At 64.7% G+C, this 23,973-nt stretch carries 22 protein-coding genes; 7 read left to right on the plus strand and 15 right to left on the minus strand.

Annotation, left to right across the window (positions count from 1 at the left end):
- Positions 1–25 precede the first annotated feature (25 nt).
- A complete protein-coding gene (locus J1C49_RS15195) occupies positions 26–1,540 on the plus strand; it encodes a YifB family Mg chelatase-like AAA ATPase (protein ID WP_227446688.1) in 1,515 nt (504 codons plus the stop codon).
- Here the strand turns inward: J1C49_RS15195 and J1C49_RS15200 are convergent.
- From J1C49_RS15200 to rsmI, 4 genes are all read right to left on the minus strand, one after another.
- Positions 1,510–2,409 carry an alpha/beta hydrolase gene (locus J1C49_RS15200; protein WP_227446689.1) on the minus strand — a complete coding sequence of 300 codons (900 nt, stop codon included), beginning with the start codon at positions 2,407–2,409 and terminating at the stop codon, positions 1,510–1,512. The two genes, J1C49_RS15195 and J1C49_RS15200, sit on opposite strands and share 31 nt — an antisense overlap.
- On the minus strand, positions 2,406–3,341 hold the full coding sequence (gshB, locus tag J1C49_RS15205; RefSeq protein ID WP_227446735.1) for a glutathione synthase: 936 nt from the start codon (positions 3,339–3,341) through the stop codon (positions 2,406–2,408). Before gshB ends, J1C49_RS15200 begins: the two co-directional genes overlap by 4 nt.
- 68 nt (positions 3,342–3,409) lie before the next feature.
- A complete protein-coding gene (locus J1C49_RS15210; RefSeq protein WP_227446690.1) occupies positions 3,410–3,874 on the minus strand; it encodes a YraN family protein in 465 nt (154 codons plus the stop codon).
- 253 nt (positions 3,875–4,127) lie between these two features.
- A complete protein-coding gene (gene rsmI / locus J1C49_RS15215) occupies positions 4,128–4,949 on the minus strand; it encodes a 16S rRNA (cytidine(1402)-2'-O)-methyltransferase (RefSeq protein WP_227446691.1) in 822 nt (273 codons plus the stop codon).
- 199 nt (positions 4,950–5,148) lie between these two features.
- On the opposite strand from rsmI, the gene J1C49_RS15220 reads away from it, so the two are divergent.
- From J1C49_RS15220 to murJ, 3 genes are all read left to right on the plus strand, one after another.
- The gene (locus J1C49_RS15220) at positions 5,149–6,333 is read left to right on the plus strand and encodes a penicillin-binding protein activator (protein WP_227446692.1); all 1,185 of its coding nucleotides are present in this window, start codon (positions 5,149–5,151) and stop codon (positions 6,331–6,333) included.
- Positions 6,293–9,109 carry a [protein-PII] uridylyltransferase gene (locus J1C49_RS15225; RefSeq protein ID WP_370639424.1) on the plus strand — a complete coding sequence of 939 codons (2,817 nt, stop codon included), beginning with the start codon at positions 6,293–6,295 and terminating at the stop codon, positions 9,107–9,109. Before J1C49_RS15220 ends, J1C49_RS15225 begins: the two co-directional genes overlap by 41 nt.
- Positions 9,110–9,879: 770 nt before the next feature.
- On the plus strand, positions 9,880–11,427 hold the full coding sequence (gene murJ, locus J1C49_RS15230) for a murein biosynthesis integral membrane protein MurJ (RefSeq protein WP_227446693.1): 1,548 nt from the start codon (positions 9,880–9,882) through the stop codon (positions 11,425–11,427).
- 25 nt (positions 11,428–11,452) lie between these two features.
- Here murJ and J1C49_RS15235 read toward each other — a convergent pair whose 3' ends face one another.
- Positions 11,453–12,139: a rhomboid family intramembrane serine protease gene (locus tag J1C49_RS15235; RefSeq protein WP_227446694.1), complete on the minus strand. Its 687-nt coding sequence runs from the start codon at positions 12,137–12,139 to the stop codon at positions 11,453–11,455.
- Between the two features lie 119 nt (positions 12,140–12,258).
- On the opposite strand from J1C49_RS15235, the gene trpS reads away from it, so the two are divergent.
- Entirely contained in the window at positions 12,259–13,287 is a 1,029-nt protein-coding gene (gene trpS / locus J1C49_RS15240) for a tryptophan--tRNA ligase (RefSeq protein ID WP_227446695.1), read from the plus strand.
- Positions 13,288–13,314: 27 nt separating this feature from the next.
- On the opposite strand, the gene J1C49_RS15245 is transcribed toward trpS, so the two are convergent.
- The 5 genes from J1C49_RS15245 to ruvC all read right to left on the minus strand — a co-directional run bounded on the left by J1C49_RS15245 (position 13,315) and on the right by ruvC (position 17,527).
- Complete coding sequence (locus tag J1C49_RS15245; protein WP_227446696.1) at positions 13,315–13,683, minus strand: STAS/SEC14 domain-containing protein; 369 nt, start codon at positions 13,681–13,683, stop codon at positions 13,315–13,317.
- A 98-nt stretch (positions 13,684–13,781) separates the two neighbouring features.
- Positions 13,782–14,447 (minus strand): hypothetical protein, encoded by a 666-nt coding sequence (locus J1C49_RS15250; protein ID WP_227446697.1) that lies wholly within the window; start codon positions 14,445–14,447, stop codon positions 13,782–13,784.
- Positions 14,448–15,281: 834 nt separating this feature from the next.
- Positions 15,282–16,310 carry a Holliday junction branch migration DNA helicase RuvB gene (ruvB, locus tag J1C49_RS15255; protein ID WP_227446698.1) on the minus strand — a complete coding sequence of 343 codons (1,029 nt, stop codon included), beginning with the start codon at positions 16,308–16,310 and terminating at the stop codon, positions 15,282–15,284.
- Positions 16,311–16,367: 57 nt separating this feature from the next.
- Complete coding sequence (gene ruvA / locus J1C49_RS15260; RefSeq protein ID WP_227446699.1) at positions 16,368–17,042, minus strand: Holliday junction branch migration protein RuvA; 675 nt, start codon at positions 17,040–17,042, stop codon at positions 16,368–16,370.
- Positions 17,039–17,527 (minus strand): crossover junction endodeoxyribonuclease RuvC, encoded by a 489-nt coding sequence (ruvC, locus tag J1C49_RS15265; RefSeq protein WP_227446737.1) that lies wholly within the window; start codon positions 17,525–17,527, stop codon positions 17,039–17,041. Before ruvC ends, ruvA begins: the two co-directional genes overlap by 4 nt.
- 316 nt (positions 17,528–17,843) lie before the next feature.
- Between ruvC and J1C49_RS15270 the strand changes: the two genes are divergently transcribed.
- The gene (locus J1C49_RS15270; protein ID WP_227446700.1) at positions 17,844–18,047 is read left to right on the plus strand and encodes a DUF1127 domain-containing protein; all 204 of its coding nucleotides are present in this window, start codon (positions 17,844–17,846) and stop codon (positions 18,045–18,047) included.
- A 295-nt stretch (positions 18,048–18,342) separates the two neighbouring features.
- On the opposite strand, the gene J1C49_RS15275 is transcribed toward J1C49_RS15270, so the two are convergent.
- From J1C49_RS15275 to J1C49_RS15285, 3 genes are all read right to left on the minus strand, one after another.
- Positions 18,343–18,690 carry a hypothetical protein gene (locus J1C49_RS15275; protein ID WP_227446701.1) on the minus strand — a complete coding sequence of 116 codons (348 nt, stop codon included), beginning with the start codon at positions 18,688–18,690 and terminating at the stop codon, positions 18,343–18,345.
- Between the two features lie 129 nt (positions 18,691–18,819).
- Positions 18,820–19,695, minus strand: coding sequence for a 50S ribosomal protein L11 methyltransferase (locus tag J1C49_RS15280; protein WP_227446702.1), 876 nt, complete (start codon positions 19,693–19,695; stop codon positions 18,820–18,822).
- A gap of 10 nt (positions 19,696–19,705) precedes the next feature.
- A complete protein-coding gene (locus J1C49_RS15285; protein ID WP_227446703.1) occupies positions 19,706–20,935 on the minus strand; it encodes an MFS transporter in 1,230 nt (409 codons plus the stop codon).
- A gap of 157 nt (positions 20,936–21,092) precedes the next feature.
- On the opposite strand from J1C49_RS15285, the gene J1C49_RS15290 reads away from it, so the two are divergent.
- Entirely contained in the window at positions 21,093–22,154 is a 1,062-nt protein-coding gene (locus J1C49_RS15290; protein WP_227446704.1) for a YeeE/YedE family protein, read from the plus strand.
- Between the two features lie 23 nt (positions 22,155–22,177).
- On the opposite strand, the gene J1C49_RS15295 is transcribed toward J1C49_RS15290, so the two are convergent.
- Both J1C49_RS15295 and J1C49_RS15300 read right to left on the minus strand, forming a co-directional pair.
- On the minus strand, positions 22,178–22,939 hold the full coding sequence (locus J1C49_RS15295) for an ABC transporter permease (RefSeq protein ID WP_227446705.1): 762 nt from the start codon (positions 22,937–22,939) through the stop codon (positions 22,178–22,180).
- Positions 22,936–23,889: an ABC transporter ATP-binding protein gene (locus J1C49_RS15300; protein WP_370639425.1), complete on the minus strand. Its 954-nt coding sequence runs from the start codon at positions 23,887–23,889 to the stop codon at positions 22,936–22,938. Before J1C49_RS15300 ends, J1C49_RS15295 begins: the two co-directional genes overlap by 4 nt.
- Positions 23,890–23,973 lie beyond the last annotated feature (84 nt).

Below are 23,973 nucleotides of genomic sequence, written 5' to 3' on the forward strand. Positions count from 1 at the left end.
CCATCTTGTCCGAACAGGAGCCTGCATGGTTGCACACGCCTACACGGTGGCCTTCGACGGGGTCGAAGCGCGCCCGGTCGAAGTCCAATGCGCCGTCGCGCCGGGCGTGCCGGCCTTTTCCATCGTCGGCTTGCCGGACAAGGCGGTGTCGGAGGCCCGCGAAAGGGTGCGCGCCGCGCTCAGCGCGCTCGCCATCGCGATGCCTTCGAAACGCATCACGATCAACCTCTCGCCCGCCAACCTGCCCAAGGGCGGTTCACATTTCGACCTGCCCATCGCGCTCAGCCTGCTGGCTGCGCTCGATATCATCCCCGAGGATGCCGCCGCACATGTGGTGGCGCTTGGCGAGCTGTCGCTCGACGGTGCGCTTGTGGCGGTGCCCGGCGCCCTGCCCGCCGCGATGGCTGCGGCGGAATCCGACCGCGCCCTGCTGTGCCCCGAGGCCTGCGGATCCGAAGCGGCCTGGGTCGAAGCCTGCACCGTCATTTCCGCGCCGTCCCTGCTCGATCTGGTACAGCATTTCAATGGCCAGACCGTGCTGCCCCCCGCAAAGCCGGGCGAAGTGGTCGAAACCGGCGGTGTGCGGAACATGCGCGATATCCGTGGTCAGGAACGGGCCAAGCGCGCGCTCGAAATCGCCGCCGCCGGGCGCCATCACATGATCATGGTGGGCACGCCCGGTTCCGGGAAATCCATGCTTGCCGCGAGCCTGCCCGGTATCCTGCCGCCGCTAACCCCCGCCGAAGCACTGCAAACCTCGATGATCCATTCGCTCGCGGGGCTTTTGAACGAAGGCGGGATTTCCCGCACCCGGCCCTATTGCGACCCGCACCACACCGCATCAAGGCCCGCCATCGTCGGCGGCGGGCGTCAGGCGGGGCCGGGTCAGGCCAGCCTCGCGCATAACGGGGTGCTCTTCCTCGACGAGTTGCCGGAGTTTTCCTCGGATGTGATCGAGGCGCTGCGCCAACCGATCGAAACCGGAGAGATTGTCGTGGCGCGCGCCAACAGCCATGTGCGCTACCCGTGCCGCTTCATGCTGATCGCCGCGGCCAACCCCTGCCGGTGTGGCTACCTGACCGACAGCGCGCGCGCGTGCTCCCGGGCGCCGGTTTGCGGCGAGGACTACCTGTCGCGTATTTCCGGCCCGATGATGGACCGTTTCGATCTGCGGATCGAGATCCCGCCCGTGGCGCTGGATGAGCTCGACCTGCCCCCGACCGGTGAAACCTCGGCCACCATTGCGGCCCGCGTGGCCGCGGCACGCGCGCTTCAGGAAGCCCGCTTTGCCGGTCTGGACGACGTGATCACCAATGCCGATGCACAAGGCCCCGTGCTAGACGAGATCGCAAGCCCGGATCCCGACGGCAAGGCGCTGCTTCTGGCGGCGGCGGAGCGGTTTGGCCTGTCCGCGCGCGGCTATCACCGGGTGTTGCGCGTGGCGCGCACCATTGCCGATCTCGCCGAAAGCGATCGTGTGGAACGGGCGCATATCGCCGAGGCGCTGAGCTACCGGGTGTTGTCTGCCAAAACGCTCTGAATGAAACGCGCCGCCTCGAAGAGGCTTTCCCGCGCTTCGGGTTGCCATCCGTCGAGGAGCTGCCAGCCATGGGCGACATCGTCGAATTCCCGTGTCTCGACCCGCGCACCATGCGCGGCGAGCCGCTCTGCCATCCGGGCCCCATCCGCGCGCAGGATTTCCGTGGCGCCCCAATGCAACAGCACCGGCGGGCAGCCCGGGAAGGCGGCATAGAGCGGAGAAAGCCGCGGATCGTCCGGCGCAAGCGCACCGCGCACGCGGTCGCACAGGTCGGCAATGCGGCTGACCGGAAAGAGCGGATCCGCGTCCCGGTTCTGCACAAGGCTGTCGCCGCTCATGGTCAGGTCGGTCCAGGGCGAGAAGGCAAAGGCGCAGGCCGGCGGTGTTCCCGACTGGCACAGATGGGCAAGCAGCGCCAGCGCCAGCCCGCCCCCTGCCGAATCGCCGCCCAGCACAATCTGGTCCGGCCGGTAACCCAGTGCCATCAGCCGCGCCCATGCCGCGCAGGCATCATCGAACGCGGCTGGCGCCGGATGCTCGGGCGCAAGCCGGTACTCCGGTGCGCAAATCTCCAGCCCGACCAGCTTGGACAAGCGCCCCAACATGCCCGCATAAACCTGCGGGCTGCCTGCGACATAGCCACCGCCGTGAAAGTAGAGGATCACCGGTGCCACGGGCGTCGCCCCGACGCCAAACCAGTGCAACCCGCCCGGTCTTTGCAGGTGCCGGAGCCCGGGCGGTTGCCGCATCATCCATCGTATCGCGGCGTCCAGTTCCCGCCGGGCGCGCTCGGGCGCCTGCAACCGACGCAGGCGCGGCTTCACGAACACGCGCAGCTGGGCGTTGATCAGACGCCGCTGCCAGCTCACGCGCGCTTGGCTTCGATCACATCCCAGATGCGGCCCGCGACCGAGACACCGTCGAACCGCTCAAGTTCCTGAATGCCGGTCGGCGACGTGACGTTGATCTCCGTCAGGTACTCGCCGATCACGTCAATACCAACGAAGATCTGGCCACGCTCCCGCAAAACGCCGCCAATGCGAGCGCAAATCTCGCGGTCGCGCGCGGTCAGCGCGACCTTCTCGGCGCGGCCACCGACATGCATGTTGGACCGCACTTCGCCTTCGGCGGGCACCCGGTTGATCGCCCCCACGGGCTCGCCATCGACCAGGATCACCCGCTTGTCGCCCTTGGTCACCGCCGGGAGGTATTTCTGCACGATCAGCGGCTCGCGCGAGAAGCCCGTGAACAGCTCGTAGAGCGATGACAGATTGCGGTCTTGCGCATCAAGCCGGAACACCCCCGCACCGCCATTGCCATAAAGCGGCTTGAGGATGATATCCCCATGCTTTGCCTTGAACGCGCGAATGGTTTCAAGATCCCGGGCGATGGTGGTCGGTGGCGTCAGGTCCGGAAAATCGAGGACGAGCAGTTTTTCCGGGAAATTCCGCACCCAGAACGGATTATTCACAACCAGCGTGGTGTCCGCCAACCGGTCGAGCAGATGCGTCGACGTGATATAATGCATGTCGAACGGTGGATCCTGCCGGAGCCAGACCACATCCATCTTTGACAGGTCGACACAGACGCGCTCGCCAAGCGTCGCAGGGTCCGCCCCGTTGCGGTCCACTGTCATCCAATGACCCCGCGCCGTGATCACCCCTTCTTCATAAGCGAGCTGATCCGGCCCGTAGTAAAACAGCCGATGACCGCGCGCTTGCGCCTCTTCGGCCAGCCGAAACGAACTGTCCGCATTCACATCGACCCCGAGAATCGGATCCATTTGAAAGGCAATCTGCATAGCCATCCCCCGTTGCTCCGGCATAAATGGCGCAAGCACGCTCCCGGTTCAATGGTCGAGGTTTCGCTTCATGCCGTGATCGCGTTCTCCAGAACCCGGATCTGGCCATGCCCGTCAAGCACCGCCACGTCGAAACGGACCTCCGTCAAGGCACCGCGCGGCTGTGTCCCGAGAAACTCTTCCGCAGCGCTGATAAGACGCGCGATCTGGCGCCCGCCCAAACGCGTCAGGGCGCGTTCGAAAGACCGGCTTTTCTTGACCTCGACAAAGACCAACCCGTCCCCATCGCGCATGATCAGGTCAATCTCTCCACCAGCGCCGCGCCATCGCCGTCTTTCAAGGTCATACCCGCGCCGCGCATAGTCGGTCTCGACCTGATGCTCCGCCGAAACCCCTGCGTGGTAGCCGATCCGCCCCCGGTCGCGCCGCGCCGCACCGCAGCTGGTCTCGCCCCGTGCCGCGTCGGAGACACGCTCGTTGTAGGGCTCCGATCGTGCGCGCAATCCCGGCATCGCGTCGGTTTTCTGTCTCACAGGTCTCTCCGCATTGTTGCCGGTCACCCCTCTCTTTCAAAGGCACCCGATGTGATTGGACAGGCACCCGATTGGTTTTGGCAGGCACCAGTGTTTTGGCAGGCAACCCGATTGCCGTCAGGCTTCCGTTACGTTGGCGGAAAGCCCGAGCTTTCGCGGCCATCCCAAGTGCCGGCGGCCACTCCGCCGGATGTCAGGCGCCTACCGCCAGGCCCGCGAGACAAGCGCCCCCGCCGCCACGCAACCATCCCGCTCAGTCATTCTCCGACATGGACATTGCCATTTGGTAAACCTCCCGCCGTTTAACCCCCAATTCCCGGGAAAGCCGGTCCGCGGTGTCCCGCACCGACAGGGTTTTCAGCGTCTCGCGGACCTGGTCTTCGAGCGTCGCCTGATCGATCCGCGGCGCAGAGCCTTTCTCGATCAGAACCACGATCTCGCCGCGTGCGGGGTTTTGCGTGTAATGCGCGCAAAGCTCTGCGAGCGTGCCTCTGCGGCATTCTTCGAAGCGTTTCGTCAACTCCCGACAGACGGCGGCCTGGCGATCCGCTCCGAGGGTGTCGGCTGCGGCTGCCAACATTGCGCCCAGCCGCTTGGGTGATTCGTAGAAAACCAGTGTTGCCGGGGTGTCCGCCAGCGCTTCGAGCGCCCTTGCCCGTGCTCCGCGCGCGTTGGGCAGGAAGCCCGCAAACAGGAACTGGTCGGACGGCAGTCCCGCAACACTCAGCGCGGTCACAACGGCCGACGCGCCGGGTGCTGCGGTTGCGGGCAGCCCGGCCTCGCGCACCGCGCGCAAAAGATCGAACCCCGGGTCGGAGATCAGCGGCGTGCCCGCCTCGGACGCATAGGCCACCGACCGCCCCGCGGCGATCTCGTCGAGCAGACGCGGCCGCGCCCGCGCGCCATTGTGGTCATGATAGGCAATCAGCGGACGCTCCCCCACCGGAATGCCGCACAGTTCGAGCAACCGGCGCAAGGTGCGCGTATCCTCCGCCGCCAGAACATCGGCGCTCGCCAAAACATCCATCGCCCGCAACGTGATGTCGCGCGCGTTTCCGATCGGCGTTGCGACCATGTATAAACCCGGCGCCAATTCGCTCTTTTTCCAATTCGTCACTGGACCCCCAATTCGGCTCCTCTATGATCCCCAGCAACCGCGCAGGGGTGGAAGATCCGCCCTTGACCGCCGGTATCGGACCATGGATCACCGTCGAGACGGGGACAGACGGCCAGGGCCCGGCAAAACGATCTGTGCCAAAGGGAGATCACCTACCATGTTCGCTGCATTATCCCCCGTGCGCAAGCGCACGCGCCCGCTTCTTGCCGCCGTCGCGGCGCTGTTCCTCGCCGCGTGCGACGCCTCCATGCTTGGCCCGCTCGGGGCAAATGGCGGCGGTGGCCCGTCGGTCGATCCGAACGCGCCGATTCAGGTCGCGTTGCTGATTCCCAAATCCGACTCCGGTGCTGCTCCCGTGGCACAATCGCTGGAAAACGCCGTGCGGCTCGCGATTGCCGAAAACCCCGATGTGACCTTCGATCTGCGCGTCTATGACACCGCCGGGTCGCCCAACACCGCCGCGGCACAGGCCCAGCGCGCGGTTGACGAGGGCGCCAAGATCATCCTCGGCCCGCTCTTTGGCGAAGCGGCCAATGCCGCTGGTCTGACCGTGCTCGACGAAGGCGTGAACGTGCTGAGCTTCTCCAACAACCCGTCCATCGCCGGCGGCAATGTCTTTGTGCTCGGGCCGACCTTCCAGAACACCGCAAACCGTCTGCTGCGCTATGCGCGCACCCAAGGCGATCAGACCGTGGCCGTGGTCTATTCCGACGACGTTCCGGGACAGTTCGGGCGCCTCGCCGTGGAACGCGCCGCAACCGCTGCCGGCATGACCGTAACCGCTGCGCAGGGCTACGCGCTCTCGGTCGAAGGCGTGAACGCCGCGGCGCAGGCCATTTCGGCGGCCGCGGCGCAGGCGGACTCGCTGATGATCACGACCGATGCCACCAATGCCGCGATGCCGATGCTGCTGCGCACTCTGCCCGACAATGGCGTCAGCGCGGCAAACACCCAGTATATCGGTCTGACGCGGCTTGACGTGCGGCCGGATCTCTTCTCCCTGCCCGGTGCGGAAGGCATGTGGTTCACCCTGCCGAACCAATCCCGTCAGGATTCCTTCGCGGCGCGCTACCGCAACGCCTTTTCCACAACCGCGCACCCGCTTGCCGGGCTTGGCTATGACGGTATTGCCGCCATCGCGGCGCTGGCCAAGCAAGGGCGCCGTGATGCGCTTACCGCGCGCGGCCTGACCCAAGCCAATGGTTTCAACGGAACCGGCGGCCTGTTCCGGCTCCTGCCCGATGGCAGCAACGAACGCGCGCTTGCGGTGGCCGCGGTGCGCAACAATCAGGTGGTGATCCTTGACCCTGCCCCCAACGGCTTCGGCGGCGCGGGCTTCTAAGCCCGCGATACCGCTCGACGAAGACAAGCTGCCGGACGATCTGATCGCGCCGGCAGCCGACATATTCGACGCGTCCTCAACCCGCGAAGCGCTGTTTTCCGCGTTCGAACCGGACGCGACCGAAGCGGATATCCGGCGTATCACCGTCGCAACGCTGCGCGCCGCGCAAAAACAGGGCCGCGCCACCATTGCAGAGGCCTTCGCCGCCGAACCGTTCGGCGCGCGCCGCACCGTGCGCAGCTACAGCTGGCTGACCGATGGCATCGTGCGCCTCGTGTTCGAGGTGGCCACCCAGCGGCTGCACCGTCTTCACAACCCGACCGAAGGCGAACGCATTGCCGTGATCGCGGTCGGCGGCTATGGCCGGGGCGAAATGGCGCCGTTCTCCGATGTCGATCTGTTGTTCCTGACGCCCTACAAGATCACGCCATGGGCGGAGAGCGTGATCGAATCGATGCTCTACATGCTGTGGGACCTGAAGCTGAAGGTGGGTCATGCCTCGCGCACAGTGCGCGATTGCCTGCGTCTTGGGGCCGAGGATTTCACGATCCGCACCGCGATGCTGGAAAACCGTCTGATCACGGGTCACGCGCCGCTCGCGGCCGATCTCGAAAAGCGGCTCCGCAAGGACCTGTTCGACGGCACCGCCCGCGAATTTGTCGAGGCCAAGCTCGCCGAACGCGACGCACGCCACGAACGGCAGGGCCAGCGCTACATGGTCGAGCCCAACATCAAGGAGGGCAAGGGCGGTCTGCGCGATCTGCAATCGCTGTTCTGGATCACCAAATACGTGCATGCCACCGACAACGTGCTGGTGCTTCTGGAAAAGGGCATCTTCCGGCCCGAGGAATACGATACGTTCTGCGAGGCCGAGCGTTTCCTCTGGGCCGTGCGCTGCCATCTGCATCTCGCGGGCAACCGCGCCGTCGAGCAGCTCACCTTCGACATGCAGGTCGAGGTCGCCGAGCGGATGGGCTACGTGGACAAGGGCGGCCGTCGCGCAGTGGAATGGTTCATGCAGGACTATTTCCTGCACGCGACCGCCGTGGGCGATCTGACCCGGATCCTGCTGACCTCGCTGGAAGCCGATCACACCAAGGACGCGCCGCTCATCATGCGCATGTTCAAGCGGCAGCCCAAGACAAAGCCCGGCTACGCGGTGCTCAACAACCGTCTCGCGATCGAGGATGAGGACGCCTTTCTGGCCGACAAGCTGAACATGCTGCGGCTGTTCGAGGAAGCGCTCCGCACCGGGTTGCTGATCCACCCCGACGCGATGCGCCTCGTTCAGGCCAACCTGCACCTGATCGACGACGAACTGCGCGCCGACAAGGAGGCGAGGCGGATCTTCCTCGACCTGCTGCTCAAGCACGGCAATCCCGACCGCGCGCTGCGGCGCATGAACGAGCTCGGCGTGCTGTCGGCCTTCATCCCGGATTTCGCGCCCATCGTGGCGATGATGCAGTTCAACATGTATCATCACTACACGGTGGACGAGCACACGATCCAGTGCATCTGGAACCTCAGCGAGATCGAACACGGCAATCTCAACGAAGAGCTGCCCGTTGCCTCGACCATCCTGCGTGAGGGCGTCAATCGGCGCATCCTCTACGTGGCGCTGCTGCTGCACGATATCGGGAAAGGCCGTGACGAGGATCATTCCGTTCTCGGCGCACGCATCGCGCGGATCGTGGCGCCCAATCTGGGGCTGAACAAGGCCGAGGCCGCAACCGTGGAATGGCTGGTGCGCTATCATCTGCTGATGTCCGACATGGCCCAGAAGCGCGACATTGCCGACCCGCGCACCGTGCGCGATTTCGCCAAGGCCGTCGGGTCGCGCGAACGGCTCGACCTGCTGTGCGTGCTGACGGTCTGCGACATCCGGGGCGTTGGCCCGGAGGTCTGGAACAACTGGAAGGCGGCGCTCATCCGCGCGCTCTACAGGCAGACCCGCCGCGCGCTCGAAAGCGGGATGGAAGCGCTCAACCGCGAGAACCGCGGCACCGAGGCACGCAAGCTGCTGCGCGCCGAGCTGGAGGATTGGAGCGCGGCGGACCTGCGCACCGAGACCGCACGTCACTACGACCCTTATTGGCAGGGTCTGCACGTCACCGCGCATGTGGTCTTTGCAAAGCTGCTGCGCAACATCGAGGATGACGAGATCGAGATCGACATCCACCCCGATGACGACCGTGACGCCACGCGGGTGTGTTTCGCAATGCAGGATCACCCCGGCATCTTCTCGCGCCTTGCCGGGGCGCTGGCGCTGGTCGGCGCCAATGTCGTCGATGCGCGCACCTTCACCACCAAGGATGGCTTCGTGACCGCGGCGTTCTGGATTCAGGATGCCGAGGGCACCCCCTACGAGGATGTGCGTATCCCCCGCCTGCGTGACATGATCGGCAAGACCCTGCGCGGCGATATCGTCCCGCGCGAGGCCATGCGCTCCCGCGACAAGCTCAAGAAACGCGAAAAGGCGTTCCGGGTGCCCACCTCGATCACCTTCGACAATGACGGCTCGGAGATCTTCACCATCATCGAAGTCGACACGCGCGACCGCCCCGGGCTGCTTTACGATCTCACGAGCACACTGGCCGCAGCCAATATCCGGATCTTCTCCGCGCTGATCGCGACCTATGGCGAACAGGTGGTCGATACGTTCTATGTGAAGGACATGTTCGGGCTGAAATTCCACTCGAAGTCGAAACAGGCCGCGCTGGAAAAGAAACTGCGCGCCGCAATCGCCGACGGCGTGGAGCGCGCCAATACCGGATAGGGCGCCGGGGAGGTGGTGCGCGCGGCACCTGCGCGTTTGGGGGCGAGCGCAAGCGCCACCGGAAACCCGCGATGACCGGTGGTGGCTCGGGAGCGCCGACCTCAAGGGTTTCAAGCGCGGCTTGGGCAGTGCAGACCGCGCCGTCGTCGTGTCACCGCGCCCGCGCGCCAGCGCTTGGCTGATGGGCCAGCCTCCCATGCCACAAGGGGGCCGGGGTCAGACCGCAGGACAACTGGGACCCCCTCAGACCGCAGGACAGCTGGGGCGGGCAGCTCCTCAGACCGCAGGACAGCTGGGAGACCAGCCCCCCAGACCACAGGACATCTGGGGGGCCAGCCCCCCAGACCGCAGGACAGCTGGGGGGCCAGCCCCCCAGACCCCCCGGGATATTTCCAGCCCAAAGAAACACAGGCGCGGCACGAAAAAGGGGGATGCCCGCGCGATGGGAGGGGGATGCGCGGGACATGGTGCCGGCAAGGCCGCGCCGGGCTCGACCCCGCCGCTTGCGCCCCGCGCTCCTCGGCATCGGTGGCCCGGTGATCCCGAAAGGGCGGCCGACCCGTTGGCTTTCCCGGCATGGAGTGTCCCAAGGCTGGTCCCTGTGCGAGGCTCGGCAAAATGCATGCCCGGCGCCGCGCAGCGCCCAGGCATCTCCCCCGGGCAGGCGCCGCTGCACCACGTTGCCCCCCCTTTGGCCGCGCGGCACGGCGGGCCTTTCGCGGCCCATCGCAATCCGCTAAGCCACCCCCAGTCAACAAGGCCGTCCCACCATGAAACCCATTCGCCTTCTTTCCGGTGTCCTGACCGTGGGTTTCTGGACCTTGATGAGCCGCATCCTTGGCGTTGCGCGCGAAATCATGATCCTGGCCTTCATCGGTCCCGGCCCTGTCATGGACGCCTTTGTCGCGGCCTTCCGCTTGCCGAACATGTTTCGCCGCTTCTTTGCGGAAGGCGCGTTCAATGCGGCCTTCGTGCCGATGTTTTCGAAGAAATACGAAGCCGATGAAGACCCGTTGGGCTTTGCCCGTGATGCGATGAACGGGCTGGCCGTCCTGTTGCTGCTGCTGACGGCGCTGGCGTTGATTTTCATGCCCGCGCTGGTCTGGGCCGTGGCTGGCGGGTTCGTGGGGGATCCGCGCTTTGACCTGACGGTGGGCTATGGGCGGATCGTCTTTCCCTATATCCTGTTCATCTCGCTCGCGGCGCTGTTCTCCGGCGCGCTCAACGCCTCGGGCCGGTTTGCCGCGGCGGCCGCAGCCCCCGTTCTGCTCAATATCCTTGTCTGTCTCGCCATGGGGCTGGGCTATTTGCTGGGCGGGTCGGTTATCACGTGGCTGGTCTGGACGGTGCCGGTTGCCGGCATCGCGCAGCTTGCGCTTGTCTGGGTCGCCGCGGATCGGGCCGGCATCCGCTTGCGCCCGGCGCGCCCCCGTCTGACGCCCGATATGCGCAAGCTCGCCGTGATCGCCCTGCCCGCCGCGCTTGCCGGCGGCGTCATGCAGATCAACCTGCTCGTCGGGCAGCAGGTGGCCTCGCATTTCGACAAGGCGGTGGGCTGGCTCTATGCCGCCGACCGGCTCTATCAACTGCCCCTTGGCGTGGTCGGGATCGCAGTCGGGATTGTCCTTCTGCCCGACCTGTCGCGGCGCCTCAAGGCGGGGGATGCCGAAGGCGGGCGGGCCGCGCTGTCGCGCGCGGGGGAAATCTCGCTCGTGCTGACCATCCCGTCGGCTGTTGCGCTACTCGTGATCCCGCTGCCGCTCGTCTCCGTGTTGTTCGAACGCGGGGCCACGGGGCGCGATGACAGCCTTGCGATTGCGCTCGCGGTCGCGATCTACGGCGCGGGTCTGCCGGCCTTTGTGCTGCAAAAGGTGCTGCAACCGCTGTTTTTCGCGCGGGAGGACACGCGGTCTCCGTTCCGCTACGCGGTCTGGGCGATGGGGGTGAACGCCGCTGTCGCGGTGGGGCTGTCGCCGGTGATCGGCTGGATCGCTCCGGCCATTGCCACCACGCTCGCCGGCTGGGTCATGGTCGCAATGCTCTTGCGCGGCGCGCGCCCCATGGGTACGGTCGCGCGGTTCGACGATCGGTTCAGACAGCGGCTGCCGCGCATCCTTGTGGCGTCCGCAGCGATGGGGATGGTGCTTTGGGGCGCGGGCCATGTCCTCGCGCCATGGCTCGACATGGCCTATCTGCGCTACCCGGCCCTGCTAGTGCTGATCGTGATCGGCGCGCTGGCCTATGGTGTCGCCGGGCAGCTCCTCGGCGCGTTCCGGCTCTCGGAATTCCGCGACAGCCTGCGCCGCCCCCGCCGATGATCCCGACTCGATCGCGCGGCGCGGCTCACTGACGGCGGATCCGCGTGATCAGCCGGGCCAACCCACCCGGCACCAATACGATCGACAGCATGAACCCGGCCACAAAGCCCGCAATATCGGCGATCCAGTCCGAGCCGGCATCGAACAACAGGCTGAACACCAGCTGAATGAAGAGCAGCAGACCAATCAGCGTGAAGGCCCGCATCTGCGGCGCCCCGACCTGCCCAAGCCGCAGCCATAACAGGTAGGTGAAGCTCCCGATCAACCCGTAGACCGCCGGAAACCCGCCCACCAGCAACGCCGGGTCGTCGAGCGCAAGCCCCCAGACCAGCGCGCCGAACACGGTGGACACCACAAACACCGCCAGAAAGGCAACCGCCCCCATCGCTTCCGCCACGATCTTACCCATGGCCAGCAGGATCACCATGACAAAAAGCCCATGCATGAACGTCACGTGCACAAAGGCATAGCCGAGAAACCGCACCAGATGCTCCGCCGGGTAGCGCCCGGTCTCCCGCATCCAGTCGAGCACCGCTCCCGAGAAGGCAAACCGCTCGATCGCCATGGTGCGCCACCCCACCGCGTCCGGCCCGCCGATCAACCCGCGCGCACCCAACGAAAAGGCCAGCTCAAGCCCCGCCATGATCAGGAAGAGCGCCACCACCACCGGGGGCAGCGGGTTGACGGGGCTTTCGTTATGGGGATGGGTCATCGCTCGATCACGGGCCGCGTGCGGCCTCCTTGTGGCACAGGGGCGGACGCCGCCTGCTTGACGGGTCCCGGACCCACGAGTAAGCCAGCCGGAAGCAGAATTCCAGACGGAGAAGACCCATGTCCGAGGCCCCCGCCTCAACCGCTTTCACGCCGCGCGTGTTCTCAGGCATCCAGCCCTCCGGCGGGCTGACGCTCGGGAATTACCTCGGTGCCCTGAAACGCTTCGTGACGATGCAGGATGAGGCTTATCAGACCGTCTATTGCATGGTCGACATGCATGCCATCACCGTCTGGCAGGATCCCGCCAAGCTCACCGCCGCCACGCGCGAGCTCTGCGCGGGCTTCATCGCTTCCGGCATCGACCCGGAGCGGTCCATCCTGTTCAACCAGAGCCAGGTGCCCGAGCACGCGCAGCTTGCATGGATCTTCAACTGCGTCGCGCGCATGGGCTGGATGAAGCGCATGACCCAGTTCAAGGACAAGGCCGGCAAGAACGCCGAAAACGCCTCTCTGGGGTTGTTTGCCTATCCCGCTCTGATGGCCGCCGATATCCTTGTCTACCATGCGACCCATGTGCCCGTGGGCGAGGACCAGAAACAGCATCTGGAGCTGACGCGCGACATCGCGACCAAGTTCAATCACGACTACGGCGTGGACTTCTTCCCCCTCACCGAGCCCGTGATCGAAGGTGCCGCAACCCGCGTGATGAGCCTGCGGGACGGATCGAAGAAGATGTCGAAATCCGACCCCTCGGATATGAGCCGCATCAACATGACGGACGACGCCGACACCATCGCCGCCAAGATCCGCAAGGCGCGCACCGATCCCGATGCGCTGCCATCCGAGGCGGACGGCCTGGCCGAACGCCCCGAGGCGCGCAACCTCGTGAACATCTATGCCGCGCTTGCCGACATGACCGTGGACGCCGTGCTGCGTGATGTCGGCGGCAAGCCGTTCTCGGAATTCAAGCCGATGCTGTCAGAGCTTGCCGTGTCAAAGCTGTCGCCGATCTCTGCGGAAATGGCGCGGCTTGTGGCGGCCCCTGACGAGATCGACCGCATCCTGTCCCGCGGCGCGGAGCAGGCGCGCGACATCGCCCGGCCGATTGTCGAAAAGACCTACGACATCGTCGGCATGGTCCGCTAGGCGCTGCCGTTTCGGCCTTTGTCAAACTCAGGACTCGGCGGTGCGCACCCAATCGCGCGCCGCCTCTATATCCTTTGTCTCGAACACACGCATCTTGGTCGACATGAAGGCCCCCGCCGCGCGGGTGATCGGGCTGAGCCAACCGATATCGGTCACGACTGCAACATGGCTGATATGCGACAGGTTCTTGATGTCGAACCGGATCCCCGGCAGCAGGATGCTGGGATCGAAGGTCGGAAAACTCTCGATGACCTCGATCATGCGCACCGTGCCGTGGGTGTCGATAAAGGCCTGAACCTGCTCGATCACCGCATCATATTCCTCGCGGCCAAGATGGCCGGACACGGTGAATTCCATAAGCTTGGCGGCGGGGTCTTCGGAATAGGTCAACGTCATGGGGTTCTCCCTTCTCCAGAACCCCGAGCATAGCGCGGCGGCGCGCCCGGTTGCATGACGCATATCAATACGCGCTGCGCAACGGTGGCTTTGCCGGATCAGCTGGCCTTGGTGATGCGCGCCAAAAGCCGCAGAGCGTGGCTCGGGTCCCGTGCCACGGGCGGCAGAACCGGGTCATATGCCGCCCGGATCACACCGGCGATATCGGGGCGCAGGACAATCCGCCCATCCGGCGCCTGCGCCAGCGCCGAGCGGTCGCCAAACGCCGTATCTGACCACAGGACGATGCTCTGAACCGCCTGGCTGAGCGCCAGTGTCTCGGCGGGCACCGCGCCAAGCTCCGCGTCCATCCGCAAGAAGATGAAACAGGCCCGGATCGCCCCCGCCTGATCAAACCGGAACACCCGGTATTGGTTGGCGTCCGCCGCCTTCAGCCGCGCCACCAGAGGCTCCAGCCCTTCGATCAGCCGGTCGAGATCCGGCACGCCCAGCAGCTCGTCCCAGTCGCGGAAGAAGAAGATCATGACATTGGAACCCAGTTCCGGGTCCGTCTCCGCCATCTCGTGCCCGGCCAGCGCGCAGACCGCCTCGAACGCGCCCTTGATGACGCCCAGCGTCCTGTCCTCGACCCCAAACACGATCGGCGCAATCGGCCGCCCCCAACGCGCGCACAGGTAATGACCGTCCGAGCGGGTGAAAAGCGCCTCGACGGTCTCTGCCGTCAGCGCATCCTTTTGCGGTCCGGTCTCCTCCGATTGGGTCATGGCGCCTCTCCGGTCCTCTGTTCGCGCGGTTTCCGGATAGGCACATAGCCGGACCCGCCCCGCGCGCCAACGCCGAATATGATGACCCGTCGTCAAAACCGGAGCCCCGCGCCGCAACGCTCCGGAACTGCGCAGCATGGAGCGGGGCCGCCCGGAGCTGCCGCGCCGGGCCGGAAGCCGCCGCCGCCGGCCTGCGCGGCCCGAGCCCCCATGACAACGCCCGGCCCGATGCGGCCCCTCGCGCCCCGAAGCGCGGTCGTTCACATCTCCAGCTGCCGGGTCGCATTCGCCGAACTGGCCAGCGCAGCACACGCACCCCATGACAACGCGCGGCCCGATGCGGCCTGTCACCGACCCGCCGAGCCACAGAGCCACAGAGCCACAGAGCCACAGAGCCACAGAGCCACAGAGCCACAGAGCCACAGAGCCACAGAGCCACAGAGCAGTCCCTCACATCTCCAGCTGCCCTGTCAAATCCATCAGATCAGAAGGCACAGCACACGCACCCCATGACAACGCCCGGCCCGATGCGGCCCCTCGCGCCCCGAAGCGCGGTCGTTCACATCTCCAGCTGCCGGGTCGCATTCGCCAAACCGGCCAGCGCAGCACACGCACCCCGTGACAACGCCCGGCCCGATGCGGCCGGTCACGCCCCGCAGAGTGGTGATTCAAACAATCTGCGGCCGGGTCGATGTGGCCAACAAGGCGGGCATGGCACTGCGCCCGAAGGCATCGCGTTACCCCATGTGCCAGCCGGCAAGCTCATGCGCAGGGCGAGCGGGTCGCATCCCCATGCGCATGGGTTGTGCATGGAATGTGCATAGGATGTGCATCCTAGTTTTCGAACAGATCCGACTGTCCGGGCGGCTTTGGTGCGCTCATGCCGAGATGTGTCCAGGCCTTCGCGGCCAGCATCCGCCCGCGCGGCGTGCGCTGGATCAGCCCCTGTTGCAGCAGGTAGGGCTCCACTACCTCTTCGAGCGCGTCGCGGCTCTCTGACAAGGCTGCGGACAGGGTTTCGATGCCCACCGGCCCCCCTGCATAGTTCTCGGCAATCAGCCGCAAATAGCGCCGATCCGCACCGTCTAGCCCGAGGCTGTCCACCCCCAACCGCGTCAGAGCGCTGTCCGCCAGAGCCCGGCTCACAACGCCATTCGCCTCCACCACCGCGAAGTCGACAACGCGGCGCAAGAGCCGTCCGGCGATCCGCGGAGTGCCCCGGGATCGCCGCGCGATCTCAACCGCGCCTTCCGCGTCGATCTGGACGCCCAGCTTGACCGCATTGCGCGCGACAATCACCTCAAGCTCCTGAACTGTATAGAAGTTCAGCCGTGTCGGAATGCCGAACCTGTCCCGCAGCGGCGTTGTCAGAAGCCCCAGACGGGTCGTGGCGCCCACAAGCGTGAAGGGCTGCAACTCGATGCGCACGGTGCGCGCCGCAGGCCCCTCTCCGATCACAAGGTCAAGCTCGAAATCCTCCATCGCCGGATAAAGCACTTCTTCCACCGCCGGGTTGAGTCGGTGGATCTCGTCGATGAAGAGCACGTCATTGCGGTCCAGATTGGTCAGGATCGCCGCCAGATCGCCAGCCTTGGCCAGCACCGGGCCGGAGGTCATCCGGAACCCGACCTCAAGCTCCCGCGCCATGATCTGCGCCAGTGTCGTCTTGCCCAATCCAGGGGGTCCATGAAACAGCGTGTGGTCCATGGCCTCCGCACGGGTGCGGGCAGATTGAATGAACACGCGCAGGTTTGCCCGCGCCTCCGCCTGTCCGATAAAGTCTTCGAGCTTCTGAGGCCGCAGCGCGCGATCAAAATCCTCGGGCATCTCCGCACCGCGCAGCGCCGGATCAGGTTCGGTCATCGCGCGCCTCCGGCCTTGCCCAAGCGCGCTGCAGGATCAGGGAACACCATAGGACGCTCACGATTGCGGCGCCAGCAAGCGGAGCGCCGCGCGGATGAGCGCAGCCGTGTCCGCCTCCGGTGCTTCACCGGCGGCCTGTGCCACAGCGCCCGCGGCCTCCCCGGGCGCGTATCCGAGATTGCTCAACGCCGAAAGTGCCTCCGCCTGCGCTGCGCCGGACCCTTGCGCCGCTTGCGCGACACGGGGTGCAGCGGATGTCTGCGGTTCTGGCGCGCGATCCGGCGCGGCATCGAGGACCGCCACATCCGGAGCGCCGCCCATGGCCATGACGGAGGGTGCCTTGTCCTTGAGTTCGTTGACCACCCGCTGCGCGGTCTTTGGTCCGATGCCCTTGGCGGCCTTCACGGCATTCCAGTCGCCCAACGCGATGGCGCGTCCAACCCCGTCCGGCCCAAGCGTGCCAAGAATCGCCAGCGACGCCTTTGCACCAACGCCCTGCACCGACATCAGCAACCGATGCCATTCCTTTTCGACGAGAGTCGGAAAACCGAAGAGCTGCAACAGATCCTCGCGCACCAGCAGATCGGTGAACAACGCCGTCGCTTCGCCCACAGCGGGCAACGCGGCCAGTGTGCGCTCGGAACAATAGACCACATACCCGACCCCGCGCACGTCGATAAGAACGTGATCTTCACCGCGTCCGATCACGACACCCGCAACACGTCCGATCATGACACCACCTTCATGCGCTTTATGCTCAGATGATGCGCATGACAGATGGCGATGGCCAGAGCGTCTGCCGCATCCGCCCCTGCCGGTGTGACCCCCGGCAACATCATCTTGACCATATGCTCCACCTGGCGCTTGTCGGCATGACCAACGCCGACCACCGCCTTCTTGACGGCGTTGGGGGCGTATTCGCCAATCTCTAGCCCGAACTGCGCCGGGACAAGCAGCGCAATGCCCCGGGCCTGACCGAGTTTGAGGGTCGCGACGGCATCCTTGTTGACAAAGGTCTGTTCGACCGCGGCCACATCTGGCGCATGCGTGCGGCAGATGGCCGTCAACTCCGCGTGCAGCGCACACAGACGCTCCGCGAGATTCGGTCCTGCGGAATGGCAAATCCCGTTAGCGACATGCCGAAGCCGGCTTCCTTCGACGTCAATGACGCCCCAACCGAGGTTGCGAAGACCCGGATCTATTCCAATTATCCGCATCAAAACTGCTCTTGTTGTTTTGACGCCACGGTTAGCACGAAACGCGAACAAAGCAAAGGTTAATGCCCCGAGGATCAAAAGCGACATGGGGTGGTTCAGCGCCGACCGAGATGGTCCATTTGCGTCCCGCAAGCGCTTTGAAACGACATCGAACCGGGTCGGATTTCTGTCTGTTTTACAGGGCGTTAAGCAGATCTCGAGCTATGCAAAAAGCGCATATGACCCATGCGTTTTTCGCTGCTTGTCTGGGCAATTTGCCGGTTTTATGTGCGGTTCATCAACACGAACTGTTCACGCCAAGATCAAGGAGACAGACATGGCTGCATTCGACACGACCCGCCCCTACGCTGCCGCCGGCTCTTCCAGCCGTATCGCATCCGTGTTCCTCTCTGCCTTCTCGGCGGTCGCGGCATGGAATGACGAGCGCCTCACCCGCAAGAGCCTGTCGAAACTGTCTGACCGTGAGCTCGACGATATCGGTCTCGTACGCGGCGACATCGACTCGATCTCGATGCGCTGAGGCCGCGACCTGCCCGATGCCGCTGCGCCTGTTGGGCGCGGCGGGTGTGTGGACGGTCCGGCAAATGGGATTACACTTGGGAATGGCCGTCCTTCGGGGCGGCTTTTTTCCGTTCGGGGCTTTACACGCGGCACTGCCCTTGCAGGTCGCTTGCGCCCGGACGGACCGCGGTGGCGGCAAACACCCTGCACCAGAGGATAAAGGGCGCACCGTGCCTAAGCCATCGGGCGCCCTCTTGAGAGGGGGCAGGACATGTCACAGGGGCGTGTCCACGACAGAGGACATCCGACGATCTTTAGCCGAGCAGCGGTGCAATGAGACCGCCGACAAACCGGGTGATCGGGTCTGCCTGCATCAACCACGCGCCGGCCTGCTCATACAGGCTGCCCGCCTGAAGCGTCAGCACGTTGCTGTTATAGGTCTCGGGACCAAGCCCTGCGAAAAGGAATGCCTTGAACAAGAAGAACCCGACACAGGCCGCAAACAACAGCCGCAAACCGAAACCGGCGGCCTTGCTGTCAGGGCACTGGACGATCAGGCCCGTGTTCTTGTCAATCTTGGTAACGTATCCACGCGCCATCCGCGCGTGCTTTGCGCGGACCTCGGTCTCACGTCTGCGAAATCTGATAAGGGCGTCATCCATGAGCAGTCTCTATCATCCGGCCCCCACCGAATGATGACCGGTCTAACGGTCAAATGAGGCAAAAGTGGGGCAATTGCCTCTCTTTTTTCTTAAAGAACCGTAAATTGCGGTGAGAATGGGTCGCGTGGATCAAGCCGATTTGTGCAGCAGCAGCGTCACCCAGTCGCCATAGGTATCTTGACGCTCGAGCGCGATCCCCTGCGCGGCATAGGCCTTGACGACCTCATCGGCCTGCCGTGTCAGGATACCGGACAGGATCGCATACCCACCCGCATCCAGATGGCGCGCCATGTCGGGTGCAAGGTCAATCAGCGGCTGCTTGAGGATATTGGCAAAGATCAGGTCAAACGGCGCGGCGGCGGCGATATCGGGATGGTCGAACCCCACCGCCTCAAGACATGTGACCCGGTCGCGCAAGTCATTGGCCACGACATTGACTTGAGCAACCTCGACGGCGACCGCGTCGATATCGGAGGCGATCACCCGATCGGGCCATATCCGTGCCGCCGCCATGGCCAGCACGGCCGTGCCACAGCCGATATCGGCCACGCGGCGCCCCCGGAACCCGTCCGAGGCGAGGCGATCCAGCGCGCACAGGCAGCCCAGGGTCGTGCCGTGATGGCCGGTGCCAAACGCCATTGCCGCCTCGATCAGCAGCGGCTCGGCCTTTTCGGGCACCTTGTCGGCGTCGTGGCTGCCATAGACAAAGAAGCGCCCCGCCTCGACCGGGGTGAGCTCGCGGCGCACCTTGTCGACCCAATCGGTATCCGGCACCGCGCTGATGACAAAAGGACGCGCGTTGAAGCCGGCGGCCAGCAGGGCGAGTTCCACCTCGTCTGGACTCTGGGTGAAGTAGCCACCCACCTCCCAGGTGCCGCTGCCGTCCTCGATCTCGAAGACACCAACACCCGAAGGTTCGGGATCCATGGCTTCCATGGCTTCGCCAAGCGCTTCGGCGCTGGCCTGGTTGGGCAGCTGGGTAAAGGCGGTCCAGGTGGCGGGCATGTTTGTCGTCCTATTCGGCGGGAGCCGCGGCAAAGCGCGAGAAGATCGTTTCGTTTCCGGGTTCGGGATGACGCGGGATGAGGAGCGAAAGACCGAGGCTGACCGCAGCCATCGCAGCCGCAGCGGCGAAGACGGCACTTGGGGAAACCAGCCAGATATAGCCAAGCAGCGCGGGTAGGAACACCGCCGCGATATGGTTGATCGTGAACGCCACCGCCGCAGTCGGCGCAATGTCACCGGGATCGGCTATTTTCTGGAAGTAGGTCTTGAGCGCGAGCGCCAGCGCAAAGAAGATGTTGTTGGCAACATAGAGGATCGCGGCAAACAGCGCGCCCCAGCCAAACCAGTAGATCCCGCCATAGAGCACGAAAACCGCCGTCAGCCCGACATATTCGAACGCCATGGCATTGCGTTCGCCAAAGCGGTGCACGACACGGCCGAGGATGGGCGCGAGAACGATATTGGCAACAAGCGTGATCAGCATCAGCTTGGTGATCTCGTCCACGGAGTAGCCAAACCGCTCCACCATCATGAACCCGGCGAACACCACGAAGATCTGGCGCCGCGCCCCGGACATGAATTGCAGCGCGTAATACAGCCAATAGCGCCGACGCAGCACGAATTCCTTGGTCTGGGGGTTGGGCGACTCAAATTGCGGAAAGGCCAGCACGCAGTAGAGCACGATCGCCAGCGTCAGCCCGCCCGACACGAGATAGACGAAGTTATAGGACAGATCGAGCGCATCCCACGTGGCGACAATGGCGACATAGGCCACAAACGTCGCCGCAGAACCCGCCGAGATCAGCAAGCCGAGCACCTGCGGCGCACGATCCTTGGACAGCCATTGCAATTGCAGGCTTTGATTGACCGTCTCGTAATAGTGAAAGCCGATGGAGCTGAGCAGCGTGATGAAGAGGATCCCGCCCAAAGACGGGAAATAGGCGGTCAGCGCGGTGGCGACCCCCAACAGTGTCAGCGACACCATGGCCAGAACCTGTTCACGCATCACCATGATGACGAGGATGACACCGACCGCAAGAAAGCCCGGAATCTCGCGCACCGTGTGAAGCCAGCCGATATCCGCGCCGTCAAACCCCGCCGCCTCGATAACGAAGTTGTTGAGCAGCGCCGACCAGGTGGCAAAACTCAACGGCATCGCAATTGCCATGAGAAAGAGCAACGTCAGCGGCCTGCGATGGACAGGCAGGCTATGCGCCTCTGAAAGGGGAAATACGGCCATGGTTCTGGCTTTACGCCCATTGCGAGGCTTTGCCTAGACTCCGGCGCCACGAATCCGTTCTTCGAACGACCAAGGCGCGGCCCGTCTGATCTGCATCAAGGAAGCGATACGCGATTCTCGACATAGCTCACGGCAATGAGCGAATGGAGGCCCAAACATGGACCTGGTTCCCCTTGTCGATCGGCTTGGCGACGCGCCGAGTGCCGCGCTTTTCGGGCTCGTTACGGGCATCGTCTTCGGCGTGGCCGCGCAACGCTCCCGCTTCTGTCTGCGGGCGGCTGTTGTCGAACTGGCCCGCGGCCGCATGGAAGACCGCATGGCGGTCTGGCTCCTGTGTTTCTCGACCGCCGTGGTGTGGGTGCAGGCCGCGCAGCTGAGCGGTCTGATCGAAACCGGCGACGCGCGGATGATGGCCGTGCCGGGAAGCTGGTCGGGTGCGGTGATCGGCGGATTGCTCTTTGGTGCGGGTATGGTGCTCGCGCGCGGCTGCTCTGGGCGCCTGCTGGTTCTGGGCGCCACGGGCAACCTGCGCTCGATCGTATCGGGCCTGATCTTTGCGGTTACCGCGCAGATGGCGCTGACCGGTTGGCTCTCGCCGGCGCGCGACAGTCTCGCGGCGCTGTCGATCACGCCCAACGGGCGCAATATGGAGCTCCTCTCGTCGCTGGGCCTGCCGGCCTATAGCGGTTTGCTCTTTGGCCTCGCGACCGCCGCGTTGGCCCTGCATCTGGCACGGCGACACAAGATCGGCCTGCGCCGGCTTGTTTTTGCTTCCGGCGTTGGCTTCGCGACAGCACTCGGCTGGGCGCTGACCTATGCACTCAGCCAGGTCGCCTTTGAACCGGTGCAGGTCGAAAGCCTGACCTTCACCGGCCCGTCAGCCAACACGCTGATGTTCATTCTCGACAAGAGTGCGCTTCTTGAATTTGACATAGGCCTTGTGCCCGGGGTTGTGATCGGCGCGGGAGTCTCTGCGTGGCTGGCCGGTGAATGGCAATTGCAGGCCTTCGAGGGCACTGTCCCGATGCGAAACGCCATGATCGGCGCGGCGCTCATGGGCTTTGGCGGGATGCTGGCAGGCGGCTGCGCGATCGGGGCGGGGGTCACCGGCGGGTCGATCTTTGCCGCCACTGCGTGGCTTGCCTTGTTCTGCATGTGGATCGGCGGCATGGCTACCGATGCGGCGCTGCGCGCCAGCGGCCAGCCTGCCCCGGCTTGACCGGGGTCATCACCGCCGCGCGCTCACGTCCGGATGCGCCAGCCGGTCTTGAAGATCCACCAGACGGCCACGAGGCAAAGCGCGGTGAAGCCGACAATGGCCAGAAGGCTCAGGCCCACCGGCACATCCGCCATGCCAAAGAACGCCCAGCGAAAGCCCGAGATGAGGTAGACCACGGGGTTGAAGAGCGTGACCGACTGCCAGAAGGGCGGCAACATTGAGATGGCGTAAAACGACCCGCCAAGAAAGACCAGTGGCGTGACCACCAGAAGCGGCACCAGCTGCAATTGCTCGAAATTGCCCGCCCAGATGCCGATGATGAAGCCGAGCAGTGCAAAGCTCAGGCAGGTCAGCACAAGAAATGCGATCATCGCGAACGGGTGCATGATGGTGATATCGACAAAGAACGCAGATGTCGCGAGGATCACCAGACCGATGAACAGCGCCTTGGTCGCCGCGGCGCCGACATAGCCAATGACGATTTCGAGGAAATTGACCGGGGCAGAGAGCAGCTCGTAAATGGTCCCGATGAATTTCGGGAAGTAGATCCCGAAACTGGCGTTTGTGATCGCCTGCGTCATGACGGTCAGCATGATCAGTCCCGGCACGATGAACGCCCCGTAGCTGACGCCCTCGACCTGGTCGATGCGCGATCCGATCGCGGCGCCAAAGACCACGAAATAGAGAGACGTCGAGATCACCGGAGACACGAAGCTCTGGGTCAGGGTCCGGAAAAACCGCATCATTTCGAATTGGTATATTGACCAGATAGCGCGCCAGTTCATGCCGAGGCCTCCTTGTCGCCGTTCCGGTCTTCCTGCTCCGCCACCATGCCGACGAAGATGTCCTCCAGCGAGTTCTGGCTGGTCGCAACATCGCGGACCCGCAACCCGGCGCTGCCCAGATCGGCCATGAGCCGGGCGATCCCCGTCCGGTCGGCGCGGGTGTCATACGTATACCGGAGCGTGCGCCCGTCGCGGGTTTGCTCCAGCGCGTAGCCCGCCAACCCCGCAGGCACGGCGTCTATGGGCTCGGTCAGCTCGATGCTGAGCGTCTTTTGTCCCATCCGGGCCATCAGGTCGGACTTGTTCTCGACCAGAAGGATCTCGCCCTTGTTGATCACGCCGACGCGGTCGGCAATGGCTTCGGCCTCTTCGATATAGTGGGTCGTGAGGATGATTGTGACGCCATCGGCCTTGAGCCGGGCAACGGTCTCCCACATGTCGCGGCGCAGTTCCACGTCGACCCCGGCTGTCGGCTCGTCGAGGAACAGCACGCGCGGCTCGTGACCAAGCGCCTTGGCGATGAGCACGCGCCGCTTCATGCCGCCCGAAAGCTGCACGATCTTGCTGTCGCGTTTGTCCCATAGCGTGAGTGTGCGGAGCACATGCTCCACATGGCTGTCGTCGGGCGGATACCCGAAGAGCCCGCGCGAAAAGCGCACCGCGTCGATCACCGTCTGGAACGGCTCCAGCGTCAGTTCCTGCGGAACCAGCCCGATGAGTTTGCGTGCGGCCCGGTAATCGCGGACGGTGTCGTGGCCACCAACGGAGATCGTGCCCGAGGTAATCCGGGTAATCCCGCATATCGCTGAAATCAGGGTCGTTTTCCCCGCGCCATTCGGACCAAGCAAGGCGAGGATCTCACCCTCTTCGATATCGAGGTTCACGCCTTTGAGCGCCTCGAACCCATCCTCATAGGCTTTCCGGACGTTGCGGATCTGCACCATTGCCATCAGGCGTTCCTTCTTCTTCAGGGCAGCAGACTCTAAACCCGATCGTTCAAAAGGCAACATGCGTCCCTGCACGCATCTCAGGCA

Source organism: Cognatishimia sp. F0-27, assembly GCF_020667845.1.
GTDB lineage: Bacteria > Pseudomonadota > Alphaproteobacteria > Rhodobacterales > Rhodobacteraceae > JAFMPQ01.

Coding starts and splice junctions, on each gene's coding strand:
- J1C49_RS15290 (WP_227446704.1), top strand. CDS start 21,093: ATGGACCTGGTTCCCCTTGTCGATCGGCTTGGCGACGCGCCGAGTGCC.
- J1C49_RS15250 (WP_227446697.1), bottom strand. CDS start 14,447: ATGACCCAATCGGAGGAGACCGGACCGCAAAAGGATGCGCTGACGGCA.
- J1C49_RS15280 (WP_227446702.1), bottom strand. CDS start 19,695: ATGCCCGCCACCTGGACCGCCTTTACCCAGCTGCCCAACCAGGCCAGC.
- ruvA (WP_227446699.1), bottom strand. CDS start 17,042: ATGATCGGACGTGTTGCGGGTGTCGTGATCGGACGCGGTGAAGATCAC.
- J1C49_RS15245 (WP_227446696.1), bottom strand. CDS start 13,683: ATGACGTTGACCTATTCCGAAGACCCCGCCGCCAAGCTTATGGAATTC.
- J1C49_RS15220 (WP_227446692.1), top strand. CDS start 5,149: ATGTTCGCTGCATTATCCCCCGTGCGCAAGCGCACGCGCCCGCTTCTT.
- gshB (WP_227446735.1), bottom strand. CDS start 3,341: ATGCAGATTGCCTTTCAAATGGATCCGATTCTCGGGGTCGATGTGAAT.
- J1C49_RS15235 (WP_227446694.1), bottom strand. CDS start 12,139: ATGACCCATCCCCATAACGAAAGCCCCGTCAACCCGCTGCCCCCGGTG.
- trpS (WP_227446695.1), top strand. CDS start 12,259: ATGTCCGAGGCCCCCGCCTCAACCGCTTTCACGCCGCGCGTGTTCTCA.
- J1C49_RS15300 (WP_370639425.1), bottom strand. CDS start 23,889: ATGGCAATGGTGCAGATCCGCAACGTCCGGAAAGCCTATGAGGATGGG.
- murJ (WP_227446693.1), top strand. CDS start 9,880: ATGAAACCCATTCGCCTTCTTTCCGGTGTCCTGACCGTGGGTTTCTGG.
- J1C49_RS15195 (WP_227446688.1), top strand. CDS start 26: ATGGTTGCACACGCCTACACGGTGGCCTTCGACGGGGTCGAAGCGCGC.
- J1C49_RS15285 (WP_227446703.1), bottom strand. CDS start 20,935: ATGGCCGTATTTCCCCTTTCAGAGGCGCATAGCCTGCCTGTCCATCGC.
- rsmI (WP_227446691.1), bottom strand. CDS start 4,949: ATGGTCGCAACGCCGATCGGAAACGCGCGCGACATCACGTTGCGGGCG.
- ruvB (WP_227446698.1), bottom strand. CDS start 16,310: ATGACCGAACCTGATCCGGCGCTGCGCGGTGCGGAGATGCCCGAGGAT.
- J1C49_RS15275 (WP_227446701.1), bottom strand. CDS start 18,690: ATGGATGACGCCCTTATCAGATTTCGCAGACGTGAGACCGAGGTCCGC.
- J1C49_RS15295 (WP_227446705.1), bottom strand. CDS start 22,939: ATGAACTGGCGCGCTATCTGGTCAATATACCAATTCGAAATGATGCGG.
- ruvC (WP_227446737.1), bottom strand. CDS start 17,527: ATGCGGATAATTGGAATAGATCCGGGTCTTCGCAACCTCGGTTGGGGC.
- J1C49_RS15270 (WP_227446700.1), top strand. CDS start 17,844: ATGGCTGCATTCGACACGACCCGCCCCTACGCTGCCGCCGGCTCTTCC.